Annotated in this window: 19 protein-coding genes; 16 read left to right on the plus strand and 3 right to left on the minus strand. The window is 54.9% G+C overall.

The annotated features are described in order from the left end of the window. Positions 1–22: 22 nt before the first annotated feature. Positions 23–1,855: an SLC13 family permease gene (locus ACX9GU_RS08600; RefSeq protein ID WP_473194468.1), complete on the plus strand. Its 1,833-nt coding sequence runs from the start codon at positions 23–25 to the stop codon at positions 1,853–1,855. A gap of 189 nt (positions 1,856–2,044) precedes the next feature. Beyond that, a complete protein-coding gene (locus ACX9GU_RS08605; protein ID WP_473194469.1) occupies positions 2,045–2,719 on the plus strand; it encodes a hypothetical protein in 675 nt (224 codons plus the stop codon). 41 nt (positions 2,720–2,760) lie between these two features. Here ACX9GU_RS08605 and yfbR read toward each other — a convergent pair whose 3' ends face one another. Further along, the gene (gene yfbR / locus ACX9GU_RS08610) at positions 2,761–3,360 is read right to left on the minus strand and encodes a 5'-deoxynucleotidase (RefSeq protein ID WP_021805996.1); all 600 of its coding nucleotides are present in this window, start codon (positions 3,358–3,360) and stop codon (positions 2,761–2,763) included. 89 nt (positions 3,361–3,449) lie between these two features. Then, entirely contained in the window at positions 3,450–4,664 is a 1,215-nt protein-coding gene (locus ACX9GU_RS08615; protein ID WP_473194470.1) for a pyridoxal phosphate-dependent aminotransferase, read from the minus strand. An 837-nt stretch (positions 4,665–5,501) separates the two neighbouring features. On the opposite strand from ACX9GU_RS08615, the gene lrhA reads away from it, so the two are divergent. From lrhA to nuoN, 14 genes are all read left to right on the plus strand, one after another. Beyond that, on the plus strand, positions 5,502–6,440 hold the full coding sequence (lrhA, locus tag ACX9GU_RS08620) for a transcriptional regulator LrhA (RefSeq protein WP_065683097.1): 939 nt from the start codon (positions 5,502–5,504) through the stop codon (positions 6,438–6,440). A 702-nt stretch (positions 6,441–7,142) separates the two neighbouring features. Continuing rightward, positions 7,143–7,583: an NADH-quinone oxidoreductase subunit A gene (locus tag ACX9GU_RS08625; RefSeq protein WP_021178526.1), complete on the plus strand. Its 441-nt coding sequence runs from the start codon at positions 7,143–7,145 to the stop codon at positions 7,581–7,583. 15 nt (positions 7,584–7,598) lie between these two features. Continuing rightward, positions 7,599–8,273 (plus strand): NuoB/complex I 20 kDa subunit family protein, encoded by a 675-nt coding sequence (locus ACX9GU_RS08630; RefSeq protein ID WP_021178525.1) that lies wholly within the window; start codon positions 7,599–7,601, stop codon positions 8,271–8,273. A 96-nt stretch (positions 8,274–8,369) separates the two neighbouring features. Beyond that, a complete protein-coding gene (nuoC, locus tag ACX9GU_RS08635; RefSeq protein WP_025122804.1) occupies positions 8,370–10,166 on the plus strand; it encodes an NADH-quinone oxidoreductase subunit C/D in 1,797 nt (598 codons plus the stop codon). Between the two features lie 2 nt (positions 10,167–10,168). Then, a complete protein-coding gene (gene nuoE, locus ACX9GU_RS08640) occupies positions 10,169–10,720 on the plus strand; it encodes an NADH-quinone oxidoreductase subunit NuoE (protein ID WP_021178523.1) in 552 nt (183 codons plus the stop codon). Next, complete coding sequence (nuoF, locus tag ACX9GU_RS08645; RefSeq protein ID WP_021805992.1) at positions 10,717–12,069, plus strand: NADH-quinone oxidoreductase subunit NuoF; 1,353 nt, start codon at positions 10,717–10,719, stop codon at positions 12,067–12,069. Before nuoE ends, nuoF begins: the two co-directional genes overlap by 4 nt. Positions 12,070–12,168: 99 nt before the next feature. Beyond that, the gene (nuoG, locus tag ACX9GU_RS08650) at positions 12,169–14,904 is read left to right on the plus strand and encodes an NADH-quinone oxidoreductase subunit NuoG (protein ID WP_473194471.1); all 2,736 of its coding nucleotides are present in this window, start codon (positions 12,169–12,171) and stop codon (positions 14,902–14,904) included. Next, complete coding sequence (nuoH, locus tag ACX9GU_RS08655) at positions 14,901–15,878, plus strand: NADH-quinone oxidoreductase subunit NuoH (protein ID WP_021805990.1); 978 nt, start codon at positions 14,901–14,903, stop codon at positions 15,876–15,878. The genes nuoG and nuoH overlap by 4 nt, the downstream gene beginning before the upstream one ends. Positions 15,879–15,892: 14 nt before the next feature. Next, positions 15,893–16,435 carry an NADH-quinone oxidoreductase subunit NuoI gene (gene nuoI / locus ACX9GU_RS08660; protein WP_021178518.1) on the plus strand — a complete coding sequence of 181 codons (543 nt, stop codon included), beginning with the start codon at positions 15,893–15,895 and terminating at the stop codon, positions 16,433–16,435. A gap of 13 nt (positions 16,436–16,448) precedes the next feature. Further along, on the plus strand, positions 16,449–17,009 hold the full coding sequence (gene nuoJ / locus ACX9GU_RS08665; RefSeq protein ID WP_021805989.1) for an NADH-quinone oxidoreductase subunit J: 561 nt from the start codon (positions 16,449–16,451) through the stop codon (positions 17,007–17,009). Continuing rightward, a complete protein-coding gene (nuoK, locus tag ACX9GU_RS08670; protein WP_021178516.1) occupies positions 17,006–17,308 on the plus strand; it encodes an NADH-quinone oxidoreductase subunit NuoK in 303 nt (100 codons plus the stop codon). The genes nuoJ and nuoK overlap by 4 nt, the downstream gene beginning before the upstream one ends. Beyond that, positions 17,305–19,152, plus strand: coding sequence for an NADH-quinone oxidoreductase subunit L (gene nuoL / locus ACX9GU_RS08675; RefSeq protein ID WP_473194472.1), 1,848 nt, complete (start codon positions 17,305–17,307; stop codon positions 19,150–19,152). The genes nuoK and nuoL overlap by 4 nt, the downstream gene beginning before the upstream one ends. A 98-nt stretch (positions 19,153–19,250) precedes the next feature. Then, positions 19,251–20,780 carry an NADH-quinone oxidoreductase subunit M gene (gene nuoM, locus ACX9GU_RS08680; protein ID WP_024485132.1) on the plus strand — a complete coding sequence of 510 codons (1,530 nt, stop codon included), beginning with the start codon at positions 19,251–19,253 and terminating at the stop codon, positions 20,778–20,780. A 6-nt stretch (positions 20,781–20,786) separates the two neighbouring features. Continuing rightward, complete coding sequence (nuoN, locus tag ACX9GU_RS08685; RefSeq protein WP_021805986.1) at positions 20,787–22,244, plus strand: NADH-quinone oxidoreductase subunit NuoN; 1,458 nt, start codon at positions 20,787–20,789, stop codon at positions 22,242–22,244. A gap of 57 nt (positions 22,245–22,301) precedes the next feature. On the opposite strand, the gene ACX9GU_RS08690 is transcribed toward nuoN, so the two are convergent. Further along, the gene (locus ACX9GU_RS08690) at positions 22,302–23,174 is read right to left on the minus strand and encodes a LysR family transcriptional regulator (protein WP_473194473.1); all 873 of its coding nucleotides are present in this window, start codon (positions 23,172–23,174) and stop codon (positions 22,302–22,304) included. Between the last annotated feature and the right edge of the window lie 184 nt (positions 23,175–23,358).

The following is a 23,358-nucleotide window of genomic DNA, read 5'->3' on the forward strand; positions in this document are numbered from 1 at the left end:
ATCACTGCAGAATGAGGCCGTTTTGAACAGCGAATTACTTTGGGTTTTGAGTTTACTGTTAATAGCCATTGTGCTGTTTACTACCAACAAGCTACGCATGGATGTAGTGGCACTATTGGTGATCATCGCGTTTGTGCTCAGTGGAACCTTGAGTCTGCAAGAGGCAACGGCTGGCTTCAGCGATCCTAACGTCATTTTGATTGCCGCTCTGTTCGTCATTGGCGAAGGGCTGGTACGCACCGGGGTGGCCTATCAGGTTGGTGACTGGTTGGTGAGGGTGGCGGGCAGCAGTGAAACCAAGATGATGATGCTGCTGATGTTTACCGTCGCCGGGCTGGGGGCCTTTATGAGTTCGACCGGGGTGGTAGCCATCTTTATTCCCGTGGTGCTCAGCGTCGCGGTGCGTATGAAAATCTCCCCAGGGCGGCTGATGATGCCGCTGAGCTTTGCCGGTTTGATCAGCGGCATGATGACGCTGGTCGCCACGCCGCCGAATATGGTGGTCAACAGCGAACTGGTGCGTGAAGGCATCGACGGTTTCGGCTTCTTTGGCGTCACGCCAATTGGTCTGGTGGTGTTGCTGTTGGGCGTAGGGTACATGCTGGTTGCGCGCCGCTGGCTCGGCGACAACGGCGGCACCAAGACCAAGTCGGCCTGGGAGCGCCGGACTTTCCGCGATTTAATCCGTGACTATAAGCTCACCGGGCGGGCGCGTCGTTTGGCTGTGCGCAGTGGTTCGCCACTGATTGGCCGCTCGCTGGATGAATTGCATTTGCGCGCGCGTTACAGCGCCAACGTTATCGGTATTGAGCGCTGGAAGCGTTTCCGCCGGGTAATGATCAGCGCCTTTGGCAGCACGGAACTGCGCGAAGGGGACGTACTGCTGATCGACATGACGGATTGTGATATCGATCTGCGTCAATTCTGTAGTGAGCAACAACTTGAGCCCATGGTGCTGCGGGGGGAATATTTCTCCGAACAGTCGCGCAACGTGGGCATGGCCGAAGTTTCGCTAATCCCTGAATCGGCCCTGCTGGGGAAAAGCGTGCGCGATGCCGCTTTCCGTAGCCGTTACGATCTCAACGTGGTCGGTATCCGCCGCAATGGTGAAACCCTGCAAGGCAAGCTGGTGGATGAACCGCTGGGTCTGGGGGATATTCTGTTGGTGATCGGCGACTGGAAGGCAATCCGCCAGTTGCAGGCCAAAACCCATGACTTTATCGTCTTGAACCTGCCCGCCGAAGTGGACGAAGTGGCACCGGCGATCACCCAGGCTCCTCATGCGCTGTTCTGTCTGGCGCTGATGGTGGCAATGATGCTGACCGACGAGATCCCCAATCCGATCGCCGCGCTGATTGCTTGCCTGTTGATGGGGCGCTTTCGCTGTATCGATATGGAAAGTGCCTATAAGGCGATCCATTGGCCGAGCATCATTTTGATTGTCGGTATGATGCCCTTTGCCCAAGCGTTGCAGAAAACGGGCGGGGTAGATCTGATCGTCCGTGGGTTGATGGATGTTGCCGGTAATGCCGGGCCGCACGTCATGCTGGCCTGCCTGTTTGTCCTGTGCGCCACCATAGGGCTGTTTATCTCCAATACCGCCACGGCGGTATTGATGGCACCGATTGCCATCGCGGCGGCCCGTGAAATGGGCGTTTCGCCTTATCCGTTTGCCATGATTATCGCGATTGCCGCCTCTGCCGCCTTTATGACGCCGGTGTCATCGCCGGTCAATACGCTGGTGTTGGGGCCGGGGAACTACAAGTTTGGCGATTTTCTGAAAATTGGGGTGCCGTTCACCGTGCTGGTGATGATTGTCAGCGTGATCCTGGTGCCTTGGTTGTATGCATTTTAAGCTCACAGTTTGCGTTTTATGTCAGGAATGAGTAAAGGCGCTTTATTGACTCTTGAGAATGCGCTTAAGTAGCTAACGACCGAAACCATAAAGAGTTTTGGCATTTTATCGGCTCATGCTGCAGCTCGTTGAGGCTTTACGGCGACCGATGTCGCCCAGGCTTAGTTTAGCGATCCTTCTGGAGTTGCCATGAAAATGAAACATGGATTTATAACCCTTACTTTAGCTTCTCTGTTGTTGCTGTCCGGCTGTGCGAGATACATGAGTGGCTCTCTCAATTCGGTGCCCGATCCGGGTTATGCCTTTGATAAGAATGCGCCAGTGTTGGTGCTTGTCGCCTCAGATTCTGATGAACCGATGCTGGCGAAACACTTCTTCGGTAATACGCTGACGTTTTTGCGCGCCAAGGGGTTCCAGCGCGTTTATACCGAGGATAACCTGCCAAATGGCGGTGTGGTGCCCAAGCTGTTTGTGGTGTTGGACGTAGATAAAAACACCCGGGTCCATGAATATACCAGCGCGGATTACGGCGATGTGGCCACCGGTGAGACCACCGAATGCACGACCGAAAGTACCAAAAAAGGGGAAAAAGCGACCTGTACCACCAAGGCCATCATGACCAGAGAGATCATCGGTTATTCGAAGAAAAGAGACTACTACACCGAGCGCCGTTTCCTGCTGAGCATGTTTAACAGCGATAAAAAACCGGTACTGGAAGCCCAGGCTTCCTATTTTGGCAACCAATGCCCGCAGGATAAAATTTACCGCTTCCTGGTCACGCAAACTTTCCAGCGTATCGATTTACGCTCGGTGGTAGAGCAGGAATTCACGGTGGAAATGCCGGAAGGTACGACCTGCGGTTGAGGCGTCTCAGACTGCCAGGTGCAAAGCACCTGGCTCTAATCTCACAGTGGCGAGTCGCTGCTGATCTCGTCAAGTGAAAGGCTGAAGCTTGGGATAAACACCGTCATGAAATACTCCATTTCCGGGCTGTGACGCATTTGCAGCGTTTTCTCCAGACGAGCCTTGGCCTGCTTGAACTCATTATTCCCCGCAGACAGCTCCTCCAGACACTTCAGGTAAGCGCATAGCGCATCGGCCTGCTTCACGATCAGCTTTTCGTCCTCGCTGTGATGGTGCTCGTCCAGGATCGAGCGGAAATCGTTTTGTAACTCTTCCGGCAGCATCTCCAGCAGCTTTTGTTGGGCAATCTTCTCGATTTTTTTGTATTCGTGGGCAATCTGCGGGTTGTAATACTTGATGGGAGTTGGCATATCGCCGGTCAGCACTTCGCTGGCATCGTGATACATCGCCAACAACGCCACGCGTTCGGCATTCAGGTTGCCGTTAAACTTGCGGTTTTTGATCGCGGCCAGCGCATGGGCGACAAAGGCGACCTGCAGGCTGTGTTCGGAAACGTTTTCGGTACGCACATTGCGCATCAGCGGCCAGCGGCTAATCAGTTTCAAACGGGACAGGTGGGCAAAGAAGTGGCTCTGGCTCATGATGTTCTCTCTTTGGATCTGTAGGAGCGCAGTATACTGCGTCAGTGCCAATCAGAGAAACGGGCGCCGCATGCAGCGCCCGGCAAAAATTACTGGTGATAGGTTTCCAGGAAGCGGCCCAGTTTGCCTACCGCCATTTCCAATTCATCCACGCGGGGCAGCGTAACGATACGGACGTGGTCTGGGTAAGGCCAGTTGAACGCGCTGCCCTGTACCAGTAACACCTTCTCTTGCAGCAGCAGATCCAGCACCAGCTTCTGGTCGTCGCGGATGTTAAAACGCTTGGCGTCGATGCGTGGGAACATATAGAGCGCACCCTGAGGTTTCACGCAGGAAACGCCAGGGATCTCGTTTAGCAGCTCCCAGGTACGGTCGCGTTGTTCATACAGGCGGCCACCAGGCTGAATAAATTCGCTGATGCTCTGGTAACCGCCCAGTGCCGTCTGGATCGCATGCTGCATTGGCACGTTGGCACACAGGCGCATGGAAGCCAGCATCTCCAACCCTTCAATATAGCCTTTGGCATGCTTCTTCGGCCCATTGAGCACCATCCAGCCCTGACGGAAACCGGCAACGCGGTAGGTTTTGGACAAGCCGTTAAAGGTAACGGTCAGCAGATCTGGGGCCAACGCAGCGATCGAGTGATGCTCTGCCTCGTCGTAGAGGATCTTGTCGTAGATTTCGTCGGCAAAGATGATCAGGTCATGCTGGCGGGCGATCTCGACGATCTGTTCCAGCAGTTCTTTGCTGTAGACCGCGCCGGTTGGGTTGTTAGGGTTAATGATCACGATGCCACGGGTGCGTGGGGTGATTTTGCTGCGAATATCGTCCAGAGCCGGGAACCAGCCAGATCCTTCGTCGCACATATAGTGCACGGCCTTGCCGCTGGAAAGCGACACGGCGGCGGTCCACAACGGGTAGTCTGGCGCAGGCACCAGCATTTCATCACCGATGTTCAGCAGCGCTTGCATGGATTGCACGATTAGCTCAGAAACGCCATTGCCAATGTAGATATCCTCAACGGTCACGTCACGCATGTTACGTGCCTGATAGTGCTGCATGATCGCCTTGCGCGCCGAGTAGAGCCCTTTGGAGTCGCAGTAGCCTTGTGCCGTTGGCAGATTGCGGATCACGTCGACCAGAATTTCATCGGGGGCATCAAAGCCGAACGGTGCAGGGTTGCCAATGTTCAGCTTGAGGACCTTATTGCCTTCTTCTTCAAGACGTTTAGCTTCTTTGAGTACCGGACCACGAATGTCATAACAGACGTTGTCCAGTTTGCTGGATTTCTCAATGGGGGACATAGAAAGTTGAGCCTTTTGCTAAGATAGGGTCGTTCCTACCGTGGAACACCGCAATCTGTCCAATGTACTCCTGGAGGCCAGGCTTTTGAAGGGTTATGCACTGCTTTGGTGAAAACGATCGGCAAAAATCGCTTTTTAAGATAATAACCGTCTGTATTGATCGTGCTTTTGGTGTTTAAATCTGAAAGTATCACCAATTTAAGGTTTATATGCCGATGGAAACACATGTCACGTAAAGGGTTTTTATCAGTTAACCGCAGAAATGTGTACGCCAAGCGTCAGAAAAACGCCAAAGCCGCCTAAAGATAGTAATATGGGATTAATCTGGTTTCATGTCTGTACTGACAATACCACACTGAGTTGAAGTAGAATTACATTAGGTCCACTTTAGTAATTAACTTAAATTTTATTTAAGTAATGGTCGATGTCTTTTAATAATCAAAAGACTTACTGCTTGAATTTATTAAATTCCCTAATAGATGACTCGTTCGATATACGGGGAGGTTGTTAATATTTTGTACAGAAAACAACAATGCTGTCATGGTCTCTGGCGGCCAGGGATCGAGGTAACCGGGAGGAAAGGGGGGATTTTGCCTGCATAGGATTATCAATGCTTATAAGGGTAAGCACTTTTCGTCGTAACTTTCACCACTATCAATAAGCCGTTGCGATAGATCATGGATAAAAAGCGATGCAGATAACGAAATATAAGTAATTTTTTTGCCCTCTTCTAATGAGTGGGGTACTGTCATAAGTGGCGCATGCCCTTTTCAGCTGCGTCTTAGAAATACACCAGGGTAGTTTGTAAATTAGAATTTAAAAAGTGAAGAAAACACTATGACAAGTGCAAATCGTCCGATACTTAATCTCGACCTCGATCTGCTAAGAACCTTTGTTGCTGTTGCTGATTTGAATACGTTTGCGGCGGCTGCCGTTGCCGTTTGTCGTACTCAGTCCGCAGTCAGTCAACAAATGCAGCGGTTAGAGCAATTGGTTGGCAAAGAATTGTTCGCCCGTCATGGGCGCAATAAATTGTTAACCGAACACGGTATCCAGCTTCTCGGCTACGCCAGGAAAATCCTGCGCTTCAACGACGAAGCCTGTGCCTCCTTGATGTACAACAATATCAAGGGTGTCCTGACTATCGGTGCTTCTGATGATACCGCCGATACCATTTTGCCTTTCTTGCTAAACCGCGTGACGTCGGTCTATCCCAAGCTGGCGATTGATGTACGGGTGAAGCGTAGTCCGTTCATGATAGACATGCTGAAGAATGGCGAAGTGGATCTGGCCATCACCACCGTGGATACCGAAGGGCATCCGCACATCATTCTGCGTACGTCTCCAACGCTGTGGTACTGCTCGGCGGATTACCATTACCAGGCAGGGGAACCGATCCCTCTGGTGGTGATGGATGAGCCAAGCCCGTTCCGTGCAATGGCGATCAAGCATCTTGAAGCTGCCGGTATTCCTTGGCGTATTGCCTACGTGGCCTCTACGCTTTCTGCGGTGCGCGCGGCGTGCCGGGCAGGTTTGGGGATCACCGTGCGGCCAATCGAGATGATGAGCCCAGATCTGCGAGTTCTGGGCGCGGCGGAAGGTTTACCGCATCTTCCTGATACGCAGTATGCGCTGTGCAAAGACATGAAGTGCGAAAATGAACTGGCCATGGCGATCTTCAGTGCCGTGCAAAACGGCAGTGAGATTTACCACTTCGGCGGCGGAGAATCTTCGGTGATCGATGAAGGTTCCAGCGTGGCGGATAGCGAAGAGTAGCGTTTTACCCTAAGCTAGTCGTATTGAAAGTTACAAACCTCTGCCACGGCGGAGGTTTTTTTTAGCTTAAAAAAGGGAAATCAAGAATTTTGACCTGTTCAAGGTAAATTCGATGCTAAGTGGGTATTTCTTCATGGTTTCTAGCAGGTGAAACCCGCATTTCTTCGGGGTGCTCGTTTTTTATGCAGTGATAACAATGAGTAAATACCTGGAATTGGTAGGGTTATTTTGCTATTTTACGCTGACGTTTTTTTACCTGAAATTGACAAAAATTGTTAAACTGCCACACTTTTTTTGAGGATTTCTGCCCGAAACGTGTCCTGGATCAAAAAAATACCCCTAGGTAGTGAGTGGAACAACAGGGAATTCCTGAGAGAATGGTATAGTAAAAGTGAAATGTGCCTGTGGGGTTATATCTATCTGTTTCCGTTGAGTAATCAACTGACACGATTTAGCCTAAGCCAAGCGCATCATATGTTAATTAAATGCTTCGTATGTAAATTAGTGTGTAGATACTTTTGTCAAAGTTGACAGAAGGTTATAGAAAGGAGTAAAAAGCCCACAGTAAAACACTGCCTAACTCTCTGTAAAAGCAGCTTGTTTGTGTGGTTATTTATCCTTCCCTTAAATCGATGTGGTGCACTAACTGCCAGTTACAAGAGCAGAACGATCGACGCCACTTTTGATGAGTAAGCATAGAGTATGTCAACAACCATTGAAGTCATCGCTCATCACTGGGCGTTCGCCGTATTTCTTATCATGGCTATCGGGCTCTGCGGCTTCATGCTGCTGGGTGCGTTCTTCTTGGGTGGGAGAGCCCAGGCTCGCGCCAAAAACACCCCATATGAATCCGGGGTCGACTCGGTCGGTACGGCGCGTTTGCGTCTGTCCGCCAAGTTCTACCTGGTGGCCATGTTCTTCGTCATTTTCGATGTTGAAGCCTTATATCTGTACGCCTGGTCGGTCTCGATTCGTGAGAGCGGCTGGGTAGGCTTTATCGAAGCCGCCATTTTCATTTTGGTGTTATTGGCTGGTTTGGTTTATCTGGTGCGTATCGGCGCATTGGATTGGACTCCAACGCGTTCCAAGCGTTTGAGTAAGCCAACTATCATCAAGAACGCTAGCAACAGTCATCCGCAGTAACAGCGAGGCATTAAGATGGACTATACGCTCACCCGCATAGACCCGAACGGTGAGAACGACCGTTATCCCCTGCAAAAACAGGAGATCGTAGGCGATCCCCTTGAGCAGCAGGTTCACCGTACGGTTTACATGGGTAAACTCGAACATGCATTGCATGACATGGTGAACTGGGGGCGTAAAAACTCTCTTTGGCCGTATAACTTCGGCCTTTCGTGCTGTTATGTGGAAATGGTGACCTCGTTTACCGCCGTTCACGACGTGGCGCGTTTTGGTGCGGAAGTTCTACGTGCCTCCCCACGCCAGGCCGACTTTATGGTCGTTGCCGGCACCTGCTTTACCAAGATGGCCCCGGTTATTCAGCGTTTGTACGAGCAAATGCTGGAGCCTAAATGGGTGATCTCGATGGGCTCCTGCGCCAACTCCGGCGGCATGTACGATATCTACTCAGTGGTCCAGGGCGTGGATAAATTCCTGCCGGTCGACGTGTATATCCCTGGCTGCCCACCGCGCCCGGAGGCTTACATGCAGGCACTGCTGCTGCTGCAGGAATCCATAGGCAAAGAACGTCGCCCGCTGTCGTGGGTCGTTGGCGATCAGGGCGTGTACCGCGCCAATATGCCATCAGAAAAAGAACGTAAGCACGCCGAGCGTATTGCGGTAACCAACCTTCGCTCGCCTGACGAGATTTAAGACGTTCATTTAACGTCCATCTTAGTGCGCTATTGGTTAACACAGCGAAAAGTTGAACTTGCGGCGAAATAACCCTTTAGTGTGGTGAAAAAAATTATGACAGATTTAACGACGCACGAAGCTCTGCCTGCATGGCATACCAGAGATCATCTCGATGATCCGGTGATCGGCGAACTGCGCAACCGTTTTGGGCCGGAAGCCTTTACTGTTCAGCCCACCCGTACCGGAATGCCCGTGGTATGGGTCAAAGTTGAGCAGTTGCTGGAAGTTATGACGTTTTTGAGAAAACAACCGAAGCCGTACGTCATGCTGTTCGATCTGCATGGCATGGACGAGCGTCTTCGTACCCACCGTGAAGGCTTGCCTGCTGCGGATTTCTCTGTTTTCTACCATCTGATTTCTGTCGAACGTAACCGTGACATCATGCTGAAAGTGGCGCTGTCTGAAAAAGACCTGCACGTGCCCACAGTGACTAAGATTTTCCCGAATGCCAACTGGTATGAGCGCGAAACCTGGGAAATGTTCGGTATTACCTTCGACGGCCACCCGCACCTGACGCGCATCATGATGCCGCAGAGCTGGGAAGGCCATCCACTGCGTAAAGACTACCCGGCGCGCGCCACCGAATTCGATCCCTTTGTGTTGACCAAACAGAAAGAAGATCTGGAGATGGAGTCGCTGAAGTTCAAGCCGGAAGAGTGGGGCATGAAGCGCGGCACCGAGAACGAGGACTTCATGTTCCTCAACCTCGGCCCGAACCACCCTTCTTCACACGGTGCATTCCGTATTATTCTGCAGCTGGACGGTGAAGACATCGTCGACTGTGTGCCGGACGTGGGCTACCACCACCGTGGCGCAGAGAAGATGGGCGAACGCCAGTCTTGGCACAGCTTTATCCCGTATACCGATCGCATCGAATACCTCGGCGGCTGCGTAAACGAAATGCCTTACGTACTGGCGGTGGAAAAACTGGCCGGGATCGTGGTGCCGGATCGTGTCAACACCATCCGCGTCATGCTGTCTGAGCTGTTCCGCATCAACAGCCATCTGCTGTACATCAGTACCTTTATCCAGGACGTGGGCGCCATGACCCCGGTGTTCTTCGCCTTTACCGACCGTCAGAAAGTTTATGATGTCGTTGAAGCGATTACCGGCTTCCGTATGCACCCGGCCTGGTTCCGTATTGGTGGCGTGGCGCACGACCTGCCGCGTGGCTGGGATCGCCTGCTGCGTGACTTCCTGGACTGGATGCCGAAGCGCCTCGATTCCTATGTGAAAGCGGCACTGCACAACTCCGTTCTGAAAGGGCGTTCTGTCGGCGTGGCTTCTTACAACGCCAAAGAAGCGTTGGAATGGGGTGTGACCGGTGCAGGCCTGCGCGCTACCGGCGTTGAGTTTGACGTGCGTAAATGGCGTCCATACTCCGGCTATGAAAACTTCGATTTCGAAGTGCCGGTCGGCGACGGCAACAGCGACTGCTATACCCGCGTGATGCTGAAAGTGGAAGAGCTGCGCCAGAGCCTGCGCATTCTTGAGCAGTGCCTGAACAACATGCCGGAAGGCCCGTTCAAGGCCGATCATCCGCTGACCACGCCGCCGCCGAAAGAGCGCACGTTGCAGCATATTGAAACGCTGATCACCCACTTCCTGCAGGTTTCCTGGGGCCCGGTGATGCCAGCCAACGAATCATTCCAGATGGTTGAAGCCACGAAAGGGATCAACAGCTACTACCTGACCAGCGACGGCAGCACCATGAGCTATCGCACCAGGATCCGTACGCCAAGCTATGCTCACCTGCAGCAAATCCCTGCGGTGATCCGTGGCAGCCTGGTCTCTGACCTGATCGTCTATCTGGGTAGTATCGATTTTGTAATGTCAGATGTGGACCGCTAACTATGCATGATCTTAAAGACACTCACGTGAGTCACGATGCGCTTGAGGCCACCAATGCAGCCGCTCCCCAGAGCGGCGCTGATGCATTTGTGCTGAGCGCGGAAGAACGTGATGCGATCGAGCACGAAAAGCACCATTACGAGGATCCACGCGCCGCCTCCATTGAAGCACTGAAGATCGTGCAGAAGCAGCGTGGCTGGGTTCCGGATGGGGCGATTTATGCCATCGCTGAAGTGCTGGGCATCCCAGCCAGCGACGTAGAAGGCGTGGCCACGTTCTACAGCCAGATTTTCCGCCAGCCAGTAGGACGCCATGTGATCCGTTACTGTGACAGCGTGGTTTGTCACATCAACGGCTACCAGGGCATTCAGGCCGCGCTGGAAAAGAAACTCAACATCAAGCCGGGTCAGACTACCTTTGACGGTCGTTTCACCCTGCTGCCGACCTGCTGTCTGGGCAACTGCGACAAAGGCCCGAACATGATGATCGATGAAGATACTCATGCTCACCTGACGCCTGAAAACGCGGTCGAACTGTTGGAGCGGTATAAATGATGATCGATATCAAACGTACTGCCGAAATGCATCCGCTGACCTGGCGCCTGCGCGATGACCAACAGCCGGTATGGCTGGATGAATATCGCAGCAAGAACGGTTACCAGGGCGCGGAAAAAGCGCTGAAAGGCATGGCCGCCGACGACATCGTCACCCTGGTGAAAGATGCCGGGCTGAAAGGCCGTGGTGGTGCAGGTTTCTCCACCGGTTTGAAGTGGAGCCTGATGCCGAAAGATGAATCCATGAACATCCGTTACCTGCTGTGTAACGCCGATGAAATGGAGCCGGGCACCTATAAAGACCGTCTGCTGATGGAGCAACTGCCGCACCTGTTGGTGGAAGGCATGCTGATTTCGGCATTCGCGCTGAAAGCCTACCGGGGTTATATCTTCCTGCGTGGCGAATACGTCGAGGCCGCAGTACATCTGCGCCGTGCGATTGCGGAAGCTACCGAAGCAGGCCTGCTGGGCAAAAATATCATGGGCAGCGGCTTTGACTTCGAGCTGTTCGTCCACACCGGCGCTGGCCGCTACATCTGCGGTGAAGAAACGGCGCTGATCAACTCGCTGGAAGGCCGCCGCGCCAACCCGCGCTCCAAGCCGCCATTCCCCGCTTCCGTGGGCGTATGGGGCAAACCGACCTGCGTGAACAACGTAGAGACCTTGTGTAACGTGCCTGCCATCCTCGAGCATGGTGTGGACTGGTACAAAGGGATCTCCGCCGGTAAGAGTAACGACGCCGGTACCAAACTGATGGGCTTCTCTGGCCGGGTGAAAAACCCAGGCGTCTGGGAGCTGCCGTTTGGGACTACCGCGCGTGAAATTCTGGAAGATTACGCCGGTGGCATGCGCGATGGCCTGAAATTTAAAGCCTGGCAGCCGGGCGGGGCGGGTACCGACTTCCTGACCGCCGATCACCTGGATCTGCCAATGGACTTCGAAAGCATCGGTAAAGCAGGCAGCCGTTTAGGTACGGCGCTGGCGATGGCGGTGGATCACGAAATCGGCATGGTTCCCCTGGTGCGTAACCTGGAAGAGTTCTTTGCCCGTGAGTCCTGTGGCTGGTGTACACCGTGCCGTGACGGCTTGCCGTGGAGCGTGAAGATCCTGCGTGCTTTGGAAAGAGGCGAAGGCCAGCCGGGGGATATCGAAACCCTCGAGCAGCTGTGCCGCTCCCTTGGCCCAGGTAAAACCTTCTGCGCCCATGCGCCAGGTGCCGTAGAGCCACTGCAAAGCGCGATTAAATATTTCCGTGAAGAGTTTGAAGCCGGGATTTCCCCACAGTACCTGGGCAATCTCCAGGCGGTTGGCGGCATTCAGCCAAACAACTTGTTGAAGCAACGCTGGTAATCCCGCTTTGCCTGGGTGCGGTGAGCGCGCCCCGAAACACGGCCAGAATTTTTGATTAACGCCTGCCTTATGGGCAGGCCACTTGGAAGCATGCTGACTATGGCTACGATTCATGTAGACGGCAAAGAATACGACGTAGATGGAGCCGACAACCTGTTGCAGGCGTGTCTCTCCCTCGGCCTCGATATTCCTTACTTTTGCTGGCATCCGGCGCTTGGAAGCGTCGGCGCTTGCCGCCAATGTGCGGTAAAGCAATACCAAAACGCGGACGATACGCGTGGCCGTTTGGTGATGTCCTGTATGACACCGGCATCCGATGGGACCTTTATTTCCATCGATGACGCAGAAGCCAAACAGTTCCGTGAAAGCGTGGTCGAGTGGTTGATGACCAACCACCCGCACGACTGTCCGGTATGTGAAGAGGGCGGTAACTGTCACCTGCAAGATATGACAGTAATGACCGGCCACAGCTTCCGTAAATATCGCTTCAGTAAGCGCACCCACAACAACCAGGAACTGGGGCCATTTATCTCGCATGAGATGAACCGCTGCATCGCCTGTTACCGCTGTGTGCGTTACTACAAAGACTACGCGGATGGCACCGATTTCGGTGTATACGGCGCACACGACAACGTCTATTTCGGTCGTCCGGAAAGCGGCACGCTGGAAAGCGAGTTCTCCGGTAACCTGGTAGAAGTGTGCCCAACCGGCGTATTCACCGACAAAACCCACTCCGAGCGTTACAACCGTAAGTGGGACATGCAGTTTGCCCCGAGCATCTGCCAGCAGTGCAGCATCGGCTGTAACACCAGCCCGGGTGAGCGCTATGGCGAACTGCGCCGTATCGAAAACCGTTACAACGGCAGCGTAAACCACTATTTCCTGTGTGACCGCGGCCGCTTTGGTTATGGCTATGTGAATCAGAAAGATCGCCCTCGTCAGCCGCAGCAACTGCGTGGCAACGACTGGATCACTCTGAACGCCGAGCAGGCGATGCAGGGCGCGGCAGATATTCTGCGTCAGGCCAACAAAACCATCGGTATCGGTTCACCGCGTGCCAGCCTGGAAAGCAACTTTGCGTTGCGTGAACTGGTCGGCGCCGAGAACTTCTATACCGGCATCAATCAGGCTGAACAACAGCGCCTGGACCTGATGCTCAACGTGTTGAAAAACAGCGGCGTTTATACGCCTAACCTGCGCGAAATCGAAAGCTACGACGCGGTGTTGGTTCTGGGTGAAGATTTGACTCAGACCGGCGCCCGTATCGCGCTGTCGGTGCGTCAGGCAGTGAAAGGTAAAGCCCGCGCGATGGCTGCGGCACACCGCGTTGCCGATTGGCAGATCGCGGCGGTGCAAACCATCGGGCAGCACGCCAAACACCCGCTGTTCGTCACTAACGTTGATAACACCCGTCTGGACGACATCGCCGCCTGGAACTACCGTGCGCCGGTGGATGAGCAAGCCCGTTTAGGCTTCGCCATTGCCCACGCGCTGGATGAGTCCGCGCCGGCGGTGACCGATCTGGCCGAAGACCTGAACAAGAAAATCGACGTGATCGTACAGGCCCTGGCCGGCGCGCAGAAACCATTGATCATCACCGGCAGCAATGCGGGTAGCACAGCTATCATTGAAGCTGCGGCCAACATTGCCAAGGCGTTGAAAGGTCGCGGTGCCAATGTCGGTATCACCTTCGTCGCCGCCGCTGCCAACAGCATGGGTCTGGCGATGATTGGCGGTGGTTCGCTGGACGAGGCACTGGTGCAACTGGAAAGTGGTTCTGCTGATACCGCCATCGTGATGGAAAACGACCTCTATCGTCACGCCCCGGCGGCCAAAGTAGATGCCGCATTGGCCAAGGTCAGTAACCTGATCGTTGCCGATCACCAGCGCACCGCCATCATGGATAAAGCCAACCTGATCCTGTCTGCAGCCAGTTTTGCAGAGAGCGATGGCACCTTGGTCAGCCAGGAAGGCCGCGCACAGCGCTTCTTCCAGGTCTACGACCCGGCTTATTACGATGATGCCAAGAAAAATATCTACAGCGTGATGTTGGAAAGCTGGCGTTGGATGCACTCGCTGCACTCCACCTACACCAGCCGCCAGGTTGACTGGACCCAGCTCGATGACGTGATTGCCGCCTGCGTGAGCGCATTGCCGCAGTTGCAAGGTATTGTCGAAGCTGCGCCGGATGCGACCTTCCGCATCCGTGGTCAGAAACTGGCCCGTTCACCGCACCGCTACAGTGGCCGCACCGCGATGCGTGCCGATATCAGCGTGCATGAACCGCGTCAGCCGCAGGATAAAGACACCATGTTCGCCTTCTCGATGGAAGGGAACAACAGCCCGCTGGCTGACCGTCAGCAGATCCCATTTGCCTGGGCACCAGGTTGGAACTCACCGCAGGCATGGAACAAGTTCCAGGCCGAAGTGGGTGGCAAACTGCGCCATGGCGATCCGGGTATCCGCCTGATCGAAGCAGGGGAGGGCAACCTCGGTTACTTCAGCGCTATCCCTACGGCGTTCAAAGCCGAAGGCTGGCGTGTTGCGCCGTATTACCACCTGTTTGGCAGTGACGAAATGTCACAGCGCTCCGAAGTGATCCAGCAGCGTATGCCTCAGGCCTACGTGATGATCAACGTTGCCGATGCTGCACAGCTTGGTGTCAATGCCGGTGCCTGGGTCGAGTTCAGTTGTGCAGGTCAAACGCTGCGTTTGCCGGTACGCCTGAGTGAAACCCTGAGCCAAGGCCAGGTTGGTTTGCCGCTCGGCTTGCCAGGGATCCCGCCGGTACTGGTGGGTGCGAAGGTTGAAAATCTGCGGGAGGCGGCACTATGAGCTGGTTGACACCTGAGGTGATCGACATCCTGATCGCCGTGTTGAAAGCGGTGGTGATCCTGTTGGTCGTGGTCACCTGCGGGGCGTTTATGAGCTTCGGCGAACGCCGTCTGCTGGGGCTGTTCCAGAACCGTTACGGACCAAACCGTGTCGGCTGGGGCGGTTCGCTGCAGCTGGTCGCCGACATGATCAAAATGTTCTTCAAAGAAGACTGGGTTCCGACCTTCGCCGACCGCATGATCTTTACGCTGGCCCCGGTGATCGCCTTTACCTCGCTGCTGTTGGCCTTTGCCATCGTGCCGGTCAGCCCGACCTGGTCGGTGGCCGATCTCAACATCGGTATTCTGTTCTTCCTGATGATGGCTGGCCTGGCGGTGTATGCCGTGCTGTTCGCCGGCTGGTCCAGTAACAACAAATACTCGCTGTTAGGGGCGATGCGTGCTTCGGCACAAACCCTGAGCTACGAAGTGTTCCTCGGTCTGTCCGTGCTAGGCGTGGTGGCGCAAGCCGACTCGTTCAACATGCAGGCGATTGTTGAATCACAGGCACACATCTGGAACGTCATTCCGCAGTTCTTTGGTTTCATTACCTTTGCGATTGCCGGTGTGGCGGTATGTCACCGCCATCCGTTTGACCAGCCGGAAGCCGAGCAGGAACTGGCCGACGGTTACCACATTGAATATTCCGGCATGAAATTCGGTCTGTTCTTCGTGGGGGAATACATCGGTATCGTGACCGTGTCCGCCCTGATTGTGACGTTGTTCTTCGGCGGTTGGCAGGGTCCATTCCTGCCGCCATTTATCTGGTTCGCACTGAAAACGGCCTTCTTCATGGTGATGTTCATTCTGATCCGTGCTTCGTTGCCGCGTCCGCGTTATGACCAGGTGATGTCATTCGGCTGGAAAATTTGCCTGCCGTTGACGCTGCTGAACCTGCTGGCAACCGCCGCGGTCATTTTGTACAACGCTCAATAAGGGGTGAATAAACCATGACATTGAAAGAGTTAGTGGTTGGTTTCGGCACCCAGGTGCGCAGCCTTTGGATGATTGGCTTGCACGCCTTCGCCAAACGCGAAACCCAGATGTATCCGGAAGAACCGGTTTACCTGCCGCCGCGCTACCGTGGCCGCATCGTGCTGACGCGCGATCCGGACGGTGAAGAGCGCTGCGTGGCCTGTAACCTGTGTGCGGTTGCCTGCCCGGTTGGCTGTATCTCCCTGCAAAAAGCAGAGCAGAAAGATGGCCGCTGGTATCCGGAGTTTTTCCGCATCAACTTCTCACGCTGCATTTTCTGCGGTCTGTGCGAAGAGGCTTGCCCAACCACCGCGATCCAGCTGACGCCGGATTTCGAAATGGGTGAGTTCAAGCGCCAGGATCTGGTGTACGAAAAAGAAGATCTGTTGATCTCGGGGCCGGGTAAATATCCGGAATATAACTTCTACCGGATGGCCGGTATGGCGATTGACGGCAAAGCCAAAGGCGAAGCCGAAAACGAAGCCAAACCGATCGACGTCAAAGGTCTGTTGCCTTAAGGAGCCAGCAAGCATGGAAATTGCCTTTTATCTGGCAGGGTTCATTGCGATTATCGCGACTATTCGCGTCATCTCGCATACCAATCCTGTGCATGCGCTGCTGTATCTGATCGTCTCTTTACTGGCGATCTCGGCAGTCTTTTTCTCACTGGGTGCCTACTTTGCGGGTGCTCTGGAAATCATCGTCTACGCCGGTGCCATTATGGTGCTGTTCGTGTTCGTGGTCATGATGCTCAACCTCGGCAACGCGGTGCAGCAACAAGAGCGCGACTGGCTGAAGCCTGCCGTCTGGATTGGCCCTGGTCTGCTGTCACTGATCTTGCTGGTGGTGCTGATTGTGGCGATCCGCAGCGTGTCCGATCAGGGCATCACCGGTGAGATGGTGGACGCCAAAGCGGTCGGGATCAGCCTGTTTGGTCCTTACGTGCTGGCGGTTGAGCTGGCTTCAATGCTGCTGTTGGCGGGCCTGGTCGTTGCCTTCCACATTGGCCGTGAGCACAAACCGGGTGAAGTGTTCAGTAATACCCCGGCAAGCAGCGAAATGGCGAAAAGAAAATCGGAGGACCAAGCATGATCCCTCTTCAACATGGGCTGATCCTGGCGGCGATCCTGTTCGTCCTGGGGCTGACCGGCTTGATGTTACGCCGCAACCTGCTGTTTATGCTGATCAGTCTGGAAGTGATGATCAACGCTGCGGCGTTGGCGTTTATCGTGGCGGGTAGCTATTGGGGCCAGACCGACGGGCAGGTGATGTACATCCTGGCCATCAGTCTGGCGGCAGCCGAGGCCAGTATCGGCCTGGCGTTGCTGCTACAGCTTTACCGTCGTCGGCATACCCTGGATATTGACACTGTCAGTGAGATGCGCGGATGAACCTATTATATTTAACTATTCTGCTACCGCTGATCGGGTTCCTGCTGTTGGCATTTTCCCGTGGTCGCTGGTCTGAAAACACCGCGGCTACCGTTGGCGTGGGGTCGATTGGCCTGGCGGCAGTGGTCACGGCGTATGTGGCGATCGATTTTCTTGGCCAAAGGGCCGCGGGCGTGCAGCTGTATGAGCAAAGCCTGTGGAACTGGATGAGCGTTGGCGACTTCAACGTCGGCGTTACCCTGGTGCTGGATGGCCTGTCACTGACCATGTTGTCAGTGGTCACCGGCGTTGGCTTCCTGATCCACATGTATGCTTCCTGGTACATGCGTGGGGAAGAGGGCTACTCCCGCTTCTTCGCTTACACCAACCTGTTTATCGCCAGCATGGTGGTATTGGTACTGGCAGACAACTTGCTGCTGATGTACCTGGGTTGGGAAGGCGTGGGCCTGTGCAGCTACCTGTTGATCGGTTTCTACTACAAAGATCCGGCCAACGGCGCGGCAGCCATGAAAGCCTTCATCGTTACCCGCGTGGGCGACGTGTTCCTGGCCATTGCGCTGTTCATCCTGTACCACGAGCTGGGTACGCTGAACATCCGTGAACTGATGGTGCTGGCACCGCAGAAACTGGCGGTTGGCGATACGGCGTTGACCTGGGCAACCCTGATGTTACTGGGTGGCGCAGTCGGTAAATCGGCTCAGCTGCCGTTGCAAACCTGGCTGGCAGATGCGATGGCGGGTCCAACCCCGGTATCTGCATTGATCCACGCCGCAACCATGGTTACCGCAGGTGTCTACCTGATTGCCCGTATGCATGGCCTGTTCCTGATGACGCCGGAAGTGCTGAATCTGGTCGGTATCATTGGTGGCGTTACGCTGCTGCTGGCGGGCTTTGCCGCGCTGGTACAGACCGACATCAAACGCGTGCTTGCCTATTCCACCATGAGCCAGATTGGCTACATGTTCCTGGCGCTGGGCGTGCAGGCATGGGATGCGGCCATCTTCCACCTGATGACCCACGCGTTCTTCAAGGCGCTGTTGTTCCTGTCCTCCGGTTCGGTGATCCTGGCCTGTCATCATGAGCAGAACATCTTCAAGATGGGTGGCCTGCGCAAGAGCATTCCGCTGGTGTATGTGTGCTTCCTGGTGGGGGGCGCGGCACTGTCTGCTCTGCCTATCGTCACCGCTGGCTTCTTCAGTAAGGATGAAATCCTGGCGGGCGCCATGGCGAACGGCCACTTCAACCTGATGATTGCCGGTCTGATTGGTGCATTCATGACCTCACTGTATACCTTCCGCATGATCTTCATCGTGTTCCACGGCGAAGAGAAAATCAAAGCGCATGCGGGCAAAGGTATTACTCACCACCTGCCACTGTTGGTTCTGATGGTGCTGTCCACCTTCGTCGGCGCGATGATTGTGCCGCCGTTGCAGGGTGTACTGCCAGAAACGACCGAACTGGCACACGGCAGCGTTCTGACGTTGGAGATCGCCTCTGGCGTGGTCGCTATCGTCGGGATCCTGCTGGCAGCTGCGCTGTGGCTGGGCCAACGTCGCCTGGTCAACAGCATCGCGAACAGCGCTCCGGGTCGCTTCTTCTCGACCTGGTGGTTCCATGCCTGGGGCTTCGACTGGCTGTATGACAAAGTGTTCGTCAAGCCATACCTGGGCATCGCCAAGCTGCTGCAAAGCGATCCGCTGAACTCACTGATGAACCTGCCTGCGCTGTTCTCCCGCTGGGGGAACCGTGGCCTGACGGTAAGTGAGAACGGTCAGATCCGCTGGTATATCGCGTCTATGGGTGTGGGTGCAGTGCTGGTACTGGCTCTGTTGATTTTGGTTTAACTGAATAATTTAAACAGACGCATTTTGGGTTCGGCCCTTGTCGAACAAGGGCCCGATACAAGTTTTTTAGATTATTCATATAAGGGACACAAAACGCCATGCTATTACCTTGGCTAATTCTTATCCCCTTTATCGGCGGTCTGCTGTGCTGGCAGTGCGAACGTTTCGGTACTAAGGCGCCGCGCTGGATAGCGTTGATCGCAATGGGGCTGACGTTGGCGCTTTCTCTGCAACTGTGGTTGCAGGGGGGCTATTCGTTGATAAAACCGCAGGGCGTGCCGCAGTGGCAGTCTGAGTTTATGTTGCCGTGGATCCCGCGCTTTGGCATCAGCATTCACCTGGCGCTAGACGGCCTGTCACTGCTGATGGTGGTGCTGACCGGTTTCCTGGGTGTGCTGGCGATCCTCTGTTCCTGGCGTGAAATCCAGAAGTATCAGGGCTTCTTCCACCTGAACCTGTTGTGGATCCTGGGCGGTGTGATCGGCGTGTTCCTGGCCATCGACCTGTTCCTGTTCTTCTTCTTCTGGGAAATGATGCTGGTACCGATGTACTTCCTGATCGCCTTGTGGGGTCATAAAGCATCGGATGGTAAAACCCGTATCACCGCAGCAACCAAGTTCTTCATCTACACCCAGGCCAGCGGTCTGGTGATGCTGATTGCGATCATGGGGCTGGTATTTGTGCACTACAATGCGACTGGCGTGTGGACCTTCAACTACGAAGATCTGCTGAAAACTCCGATGTCGCACAACGTTGAATACCTGTTAATGCTGGGCTTCTTCATTGCGTTTGCGGTTAAAATGCCGGTGGTGCCATTGCACGGCTGGTTGCCGGATGCGCATAGCCAGGCACCAACGGCGGGTTCTGTCGACCTGGCGGGGATCTTGCTGAAGACGGCGGCCTACGGCCTGCTGCGTTTCAGCCTGCCGCTGTTCCCGAACGCGTCCGCCGAGTTTGCCCCTATCGCCATGTGGCTGGGTGTGATTGGTATCTTCTACGGTGCCTGGATGGCGTTCGCACAGACCGATATCAAACGTCTGATTGCCTATACCTCCGTTTCCCATATGGGCTTCGTACTGATCGCCATCTACACCGGTAGCCAGCTGGCTTACCAGGGTGCGGTTATCCAGATGATTGCCCACGGCCTGTCTGCGGCCGGTATGTTCATCATCTGTGGCCAGCTGTATGAACGTCTGCATACCCGCGATATGCGTCAGATGGGCGGCCTGTGGGGACGTATCAAGTACCTTCCTGCGCTGTCACTGTTCTTCGCGGTGGCAACCCTGGGGATGCCGGGTACCGGTAACTTCGTCGGTGAATTCATGATCCTGTTCGGCAGCTTCCAGGTTGTACCAGTGATCACCGTGATTTCTACCTTCGGTCTGGTGTTTGCTTCGGTTTACTCGTTGATCATGATGCAGCGTGCCTACTACGGCACCCCGAAATCTGATCAACCGTTGCCGGGCATGACCGCACGTGAACTGTTTATCATTCTGCTGTTGGTGGTACTGCTGGTGCTGCTGGGTGTCTATCCTCAGCCAATCCTCGATACCTCAAGTGCGGCGATGAGCAACGTGCAACACTGGTTTGGTCCGTCAGTTTCAGCAATTTCAACAACAAGGCCGTAATTCGCCATGACAATAACTCCTCAACAACTGATCGCACTGTTACCGCTGTTGATCGTCGGATTGACGGTGGTGGTTGTGATGCTGTGCATTGCGTGGCGACGCGACCACTTTATCAACGCCACCCTGACAGTGATCGGTCTTAACCTGGCGCTGCTTTCACTCTACTTTGTTGGCCAGGTAGGCCCAATGGACGTCACCCCGCTGGTGCGGGTTGACGGTTACTCGATGTTCTATACCGGGCTGGTGGTGCTGGCTAGTCTGGCAACCTGTACCTTTGCCTATCCATGGCTGGTGGGTTACCCGGATAACCGCGAAGAGTTCTACCTGCTGGTGCTGATTGCTACCATGGGTGGCATTCTGCTGGCGAGCGCCAATCACCTGGCTTCACTGTTCCTGGGTATTGAGCTGATCTCGCTGCCGCTGTTTGGTCTGATAGGTTATGCCTATCGCCAGAAGCGTTCGCTGGAAGCGGCCATCAAGTACATGGTGCTGTCTGCGGCGGCCTCCAGCTTCCTGCTGTTCGGCATGGCGCTGCTGTATGCCGAATCCGGTGACCTGTCACTGGCAGGCCTGGGCAAGAGCATGCAGGAGAACATGATGCATCAGCCGCTGATCCTGGCAGGCATGGGCATGATGATCGTCGGTCTGGGCTTCAAACTCTCCCTGGTACCTTTCCAGCTGTGGACGCCGGATGTGTATCAAGGGGCGCCAGCGCCGGTTTCAACCTTCCTGGCTACCGCCAGCAAGATTGCGATCTTCGCCGTCGTGATGCGTCTGTTCCTGTACGCACCGGCTGCCGACAACGAAGCGTTGCGGATGGTGTTGTCGATCATCGCCGTCTGCTCGATCCTGTTCGGTAACCTGATGGCAATCAGCCAGACCAACATCAAGCGACTGCTGGGTTACTCCTCGATCGCTCACTTGGGTTATCTGCTGGTGGCGCTGGTTGCGGTGCAAACTCACCAGCTGTCGCTGGAAACCGCCGGGGTTTATCTGGCCGGTTACCTGTTCAGCAGCCTGGGTGCCTTCGGTGTGGTTAGCCTGATGTCCAGCCCGTACCGTGGCCCGGACGCCGACTCGCTGTTCTCCTATCGCGGCCTGTTCTGGCACAAGCCAATCCTGTCAGCGGTTATGACAGTGATGATGCTTTCCCTGGCCGGTATCCCGATGACGCTGGGCTTTATCGGTAAGTTCTTCGTGATTGCGATGGGCGTCAGTGCTCACCTGTGGTGGTTGACCGGTGCCGTGGTGCTGGGTAGTGCGATCGGTTTGTACTACTACCTGCGTGTGACCGTCAGCCTGTTCCTCAGCGCGCCGGAAACGCTGGTTCGCGATACGCCAAACAACTGGGCGTTGACCGCCGGTGGTGTGGTGGTGCTGATCTCTGCCGCGTTGGTGCTGTTGCTGGGTATCTACCCGCAGCCGCTGATCACGCTGGTGCAGATGGCACAGCCGATGTTCTGATTGATCTCGAGCTAGATAACAAGGGTCGCCAAATGGCGGCCCTTGTTTTTTTGTGGACTAGAGTGAGCCGCCGTTAAACGAGATTTCCAGCTCTTGCACCACCGCGCGTATTCTTGCCGTGTGTTGCAGATCCGGATGTAACACCAGCCAGATATCGACCCAGTCCTGATTCTCCGGGAGGATACGCACCAGATCGGGATCGCTATCGGCCAGGAAGCAAGAGAGCAGGCCGATGCCCAACCCGTTGCGCGTTGCCGAACGCAGTAACAGCTGTGAGTTGCATTGCAGCACCACGTTTGGTTCATTCAGCGCTTCGCCGCCAAAGTTTTCCCAATGGCGTGGCACCAACTCGCGCGGGAACATCAGCAAATCGTGGCCGCGCAGATGATCGCCTTTACTCGGCGTTCCGTATTGATCCAGGTAGCCCTGCGTGGCATATAACCCCATCTCAATAGTTGCCAGACGTTTGATGACCAGCTCATCAGATTCAGGGCGAGCACCACGAATAGCCAGATCGGCCCCACGATAGGAGATGTCGGAGATATTGAGCGCCGTCAGTAGCGTGATGGTGATATGCGGGTATTTCTCGCGCAGCCGTTTCAGTGCCGGGATCACAAAGGCCTCGGCCAAGGTATCGGTGGTGGCGATGCGCACTTCACCCGCCAGGCTTTGATCGCCGCTGCTGGCTTTACGGGCGATAGCCTGAACCGAATTTTCCATCGCCAGCACTTCTGCCAGCATGGCTTCACCCAGCGGGCTGAGCGAGAAGGATTTTGGCGTGCGAATAAACAGCTTTGAACCCAACGCCTGCTCGAAAGCGGTGATCCGCCGCCCAACGGTAGCTTGATCGACGTGAAGTTCATGGGCAGCCTTGCGTAACGTACCGCAGCGTGCCACCGCCAGGAAGAAGCGTGCATCATCCCAATTCATTGTGCAGTGTCCTTGGTGGCATCCGATCTATTTTGACCGCCAGCGGCGGTAGGGATAGTTATTATCTGGTAAGCGATAAGTAAATGCATCTGCGTGACGTTATGGAGCAAGCTTATTTGTAGCAGGCAATCCATTTTGCGCAAGAATGCTGGTATTCTTGGGCGGTGCCGCTAACACATTTCCG

Source organism: Serratia sp. K1WW1, from assembly GCF_055790865.1.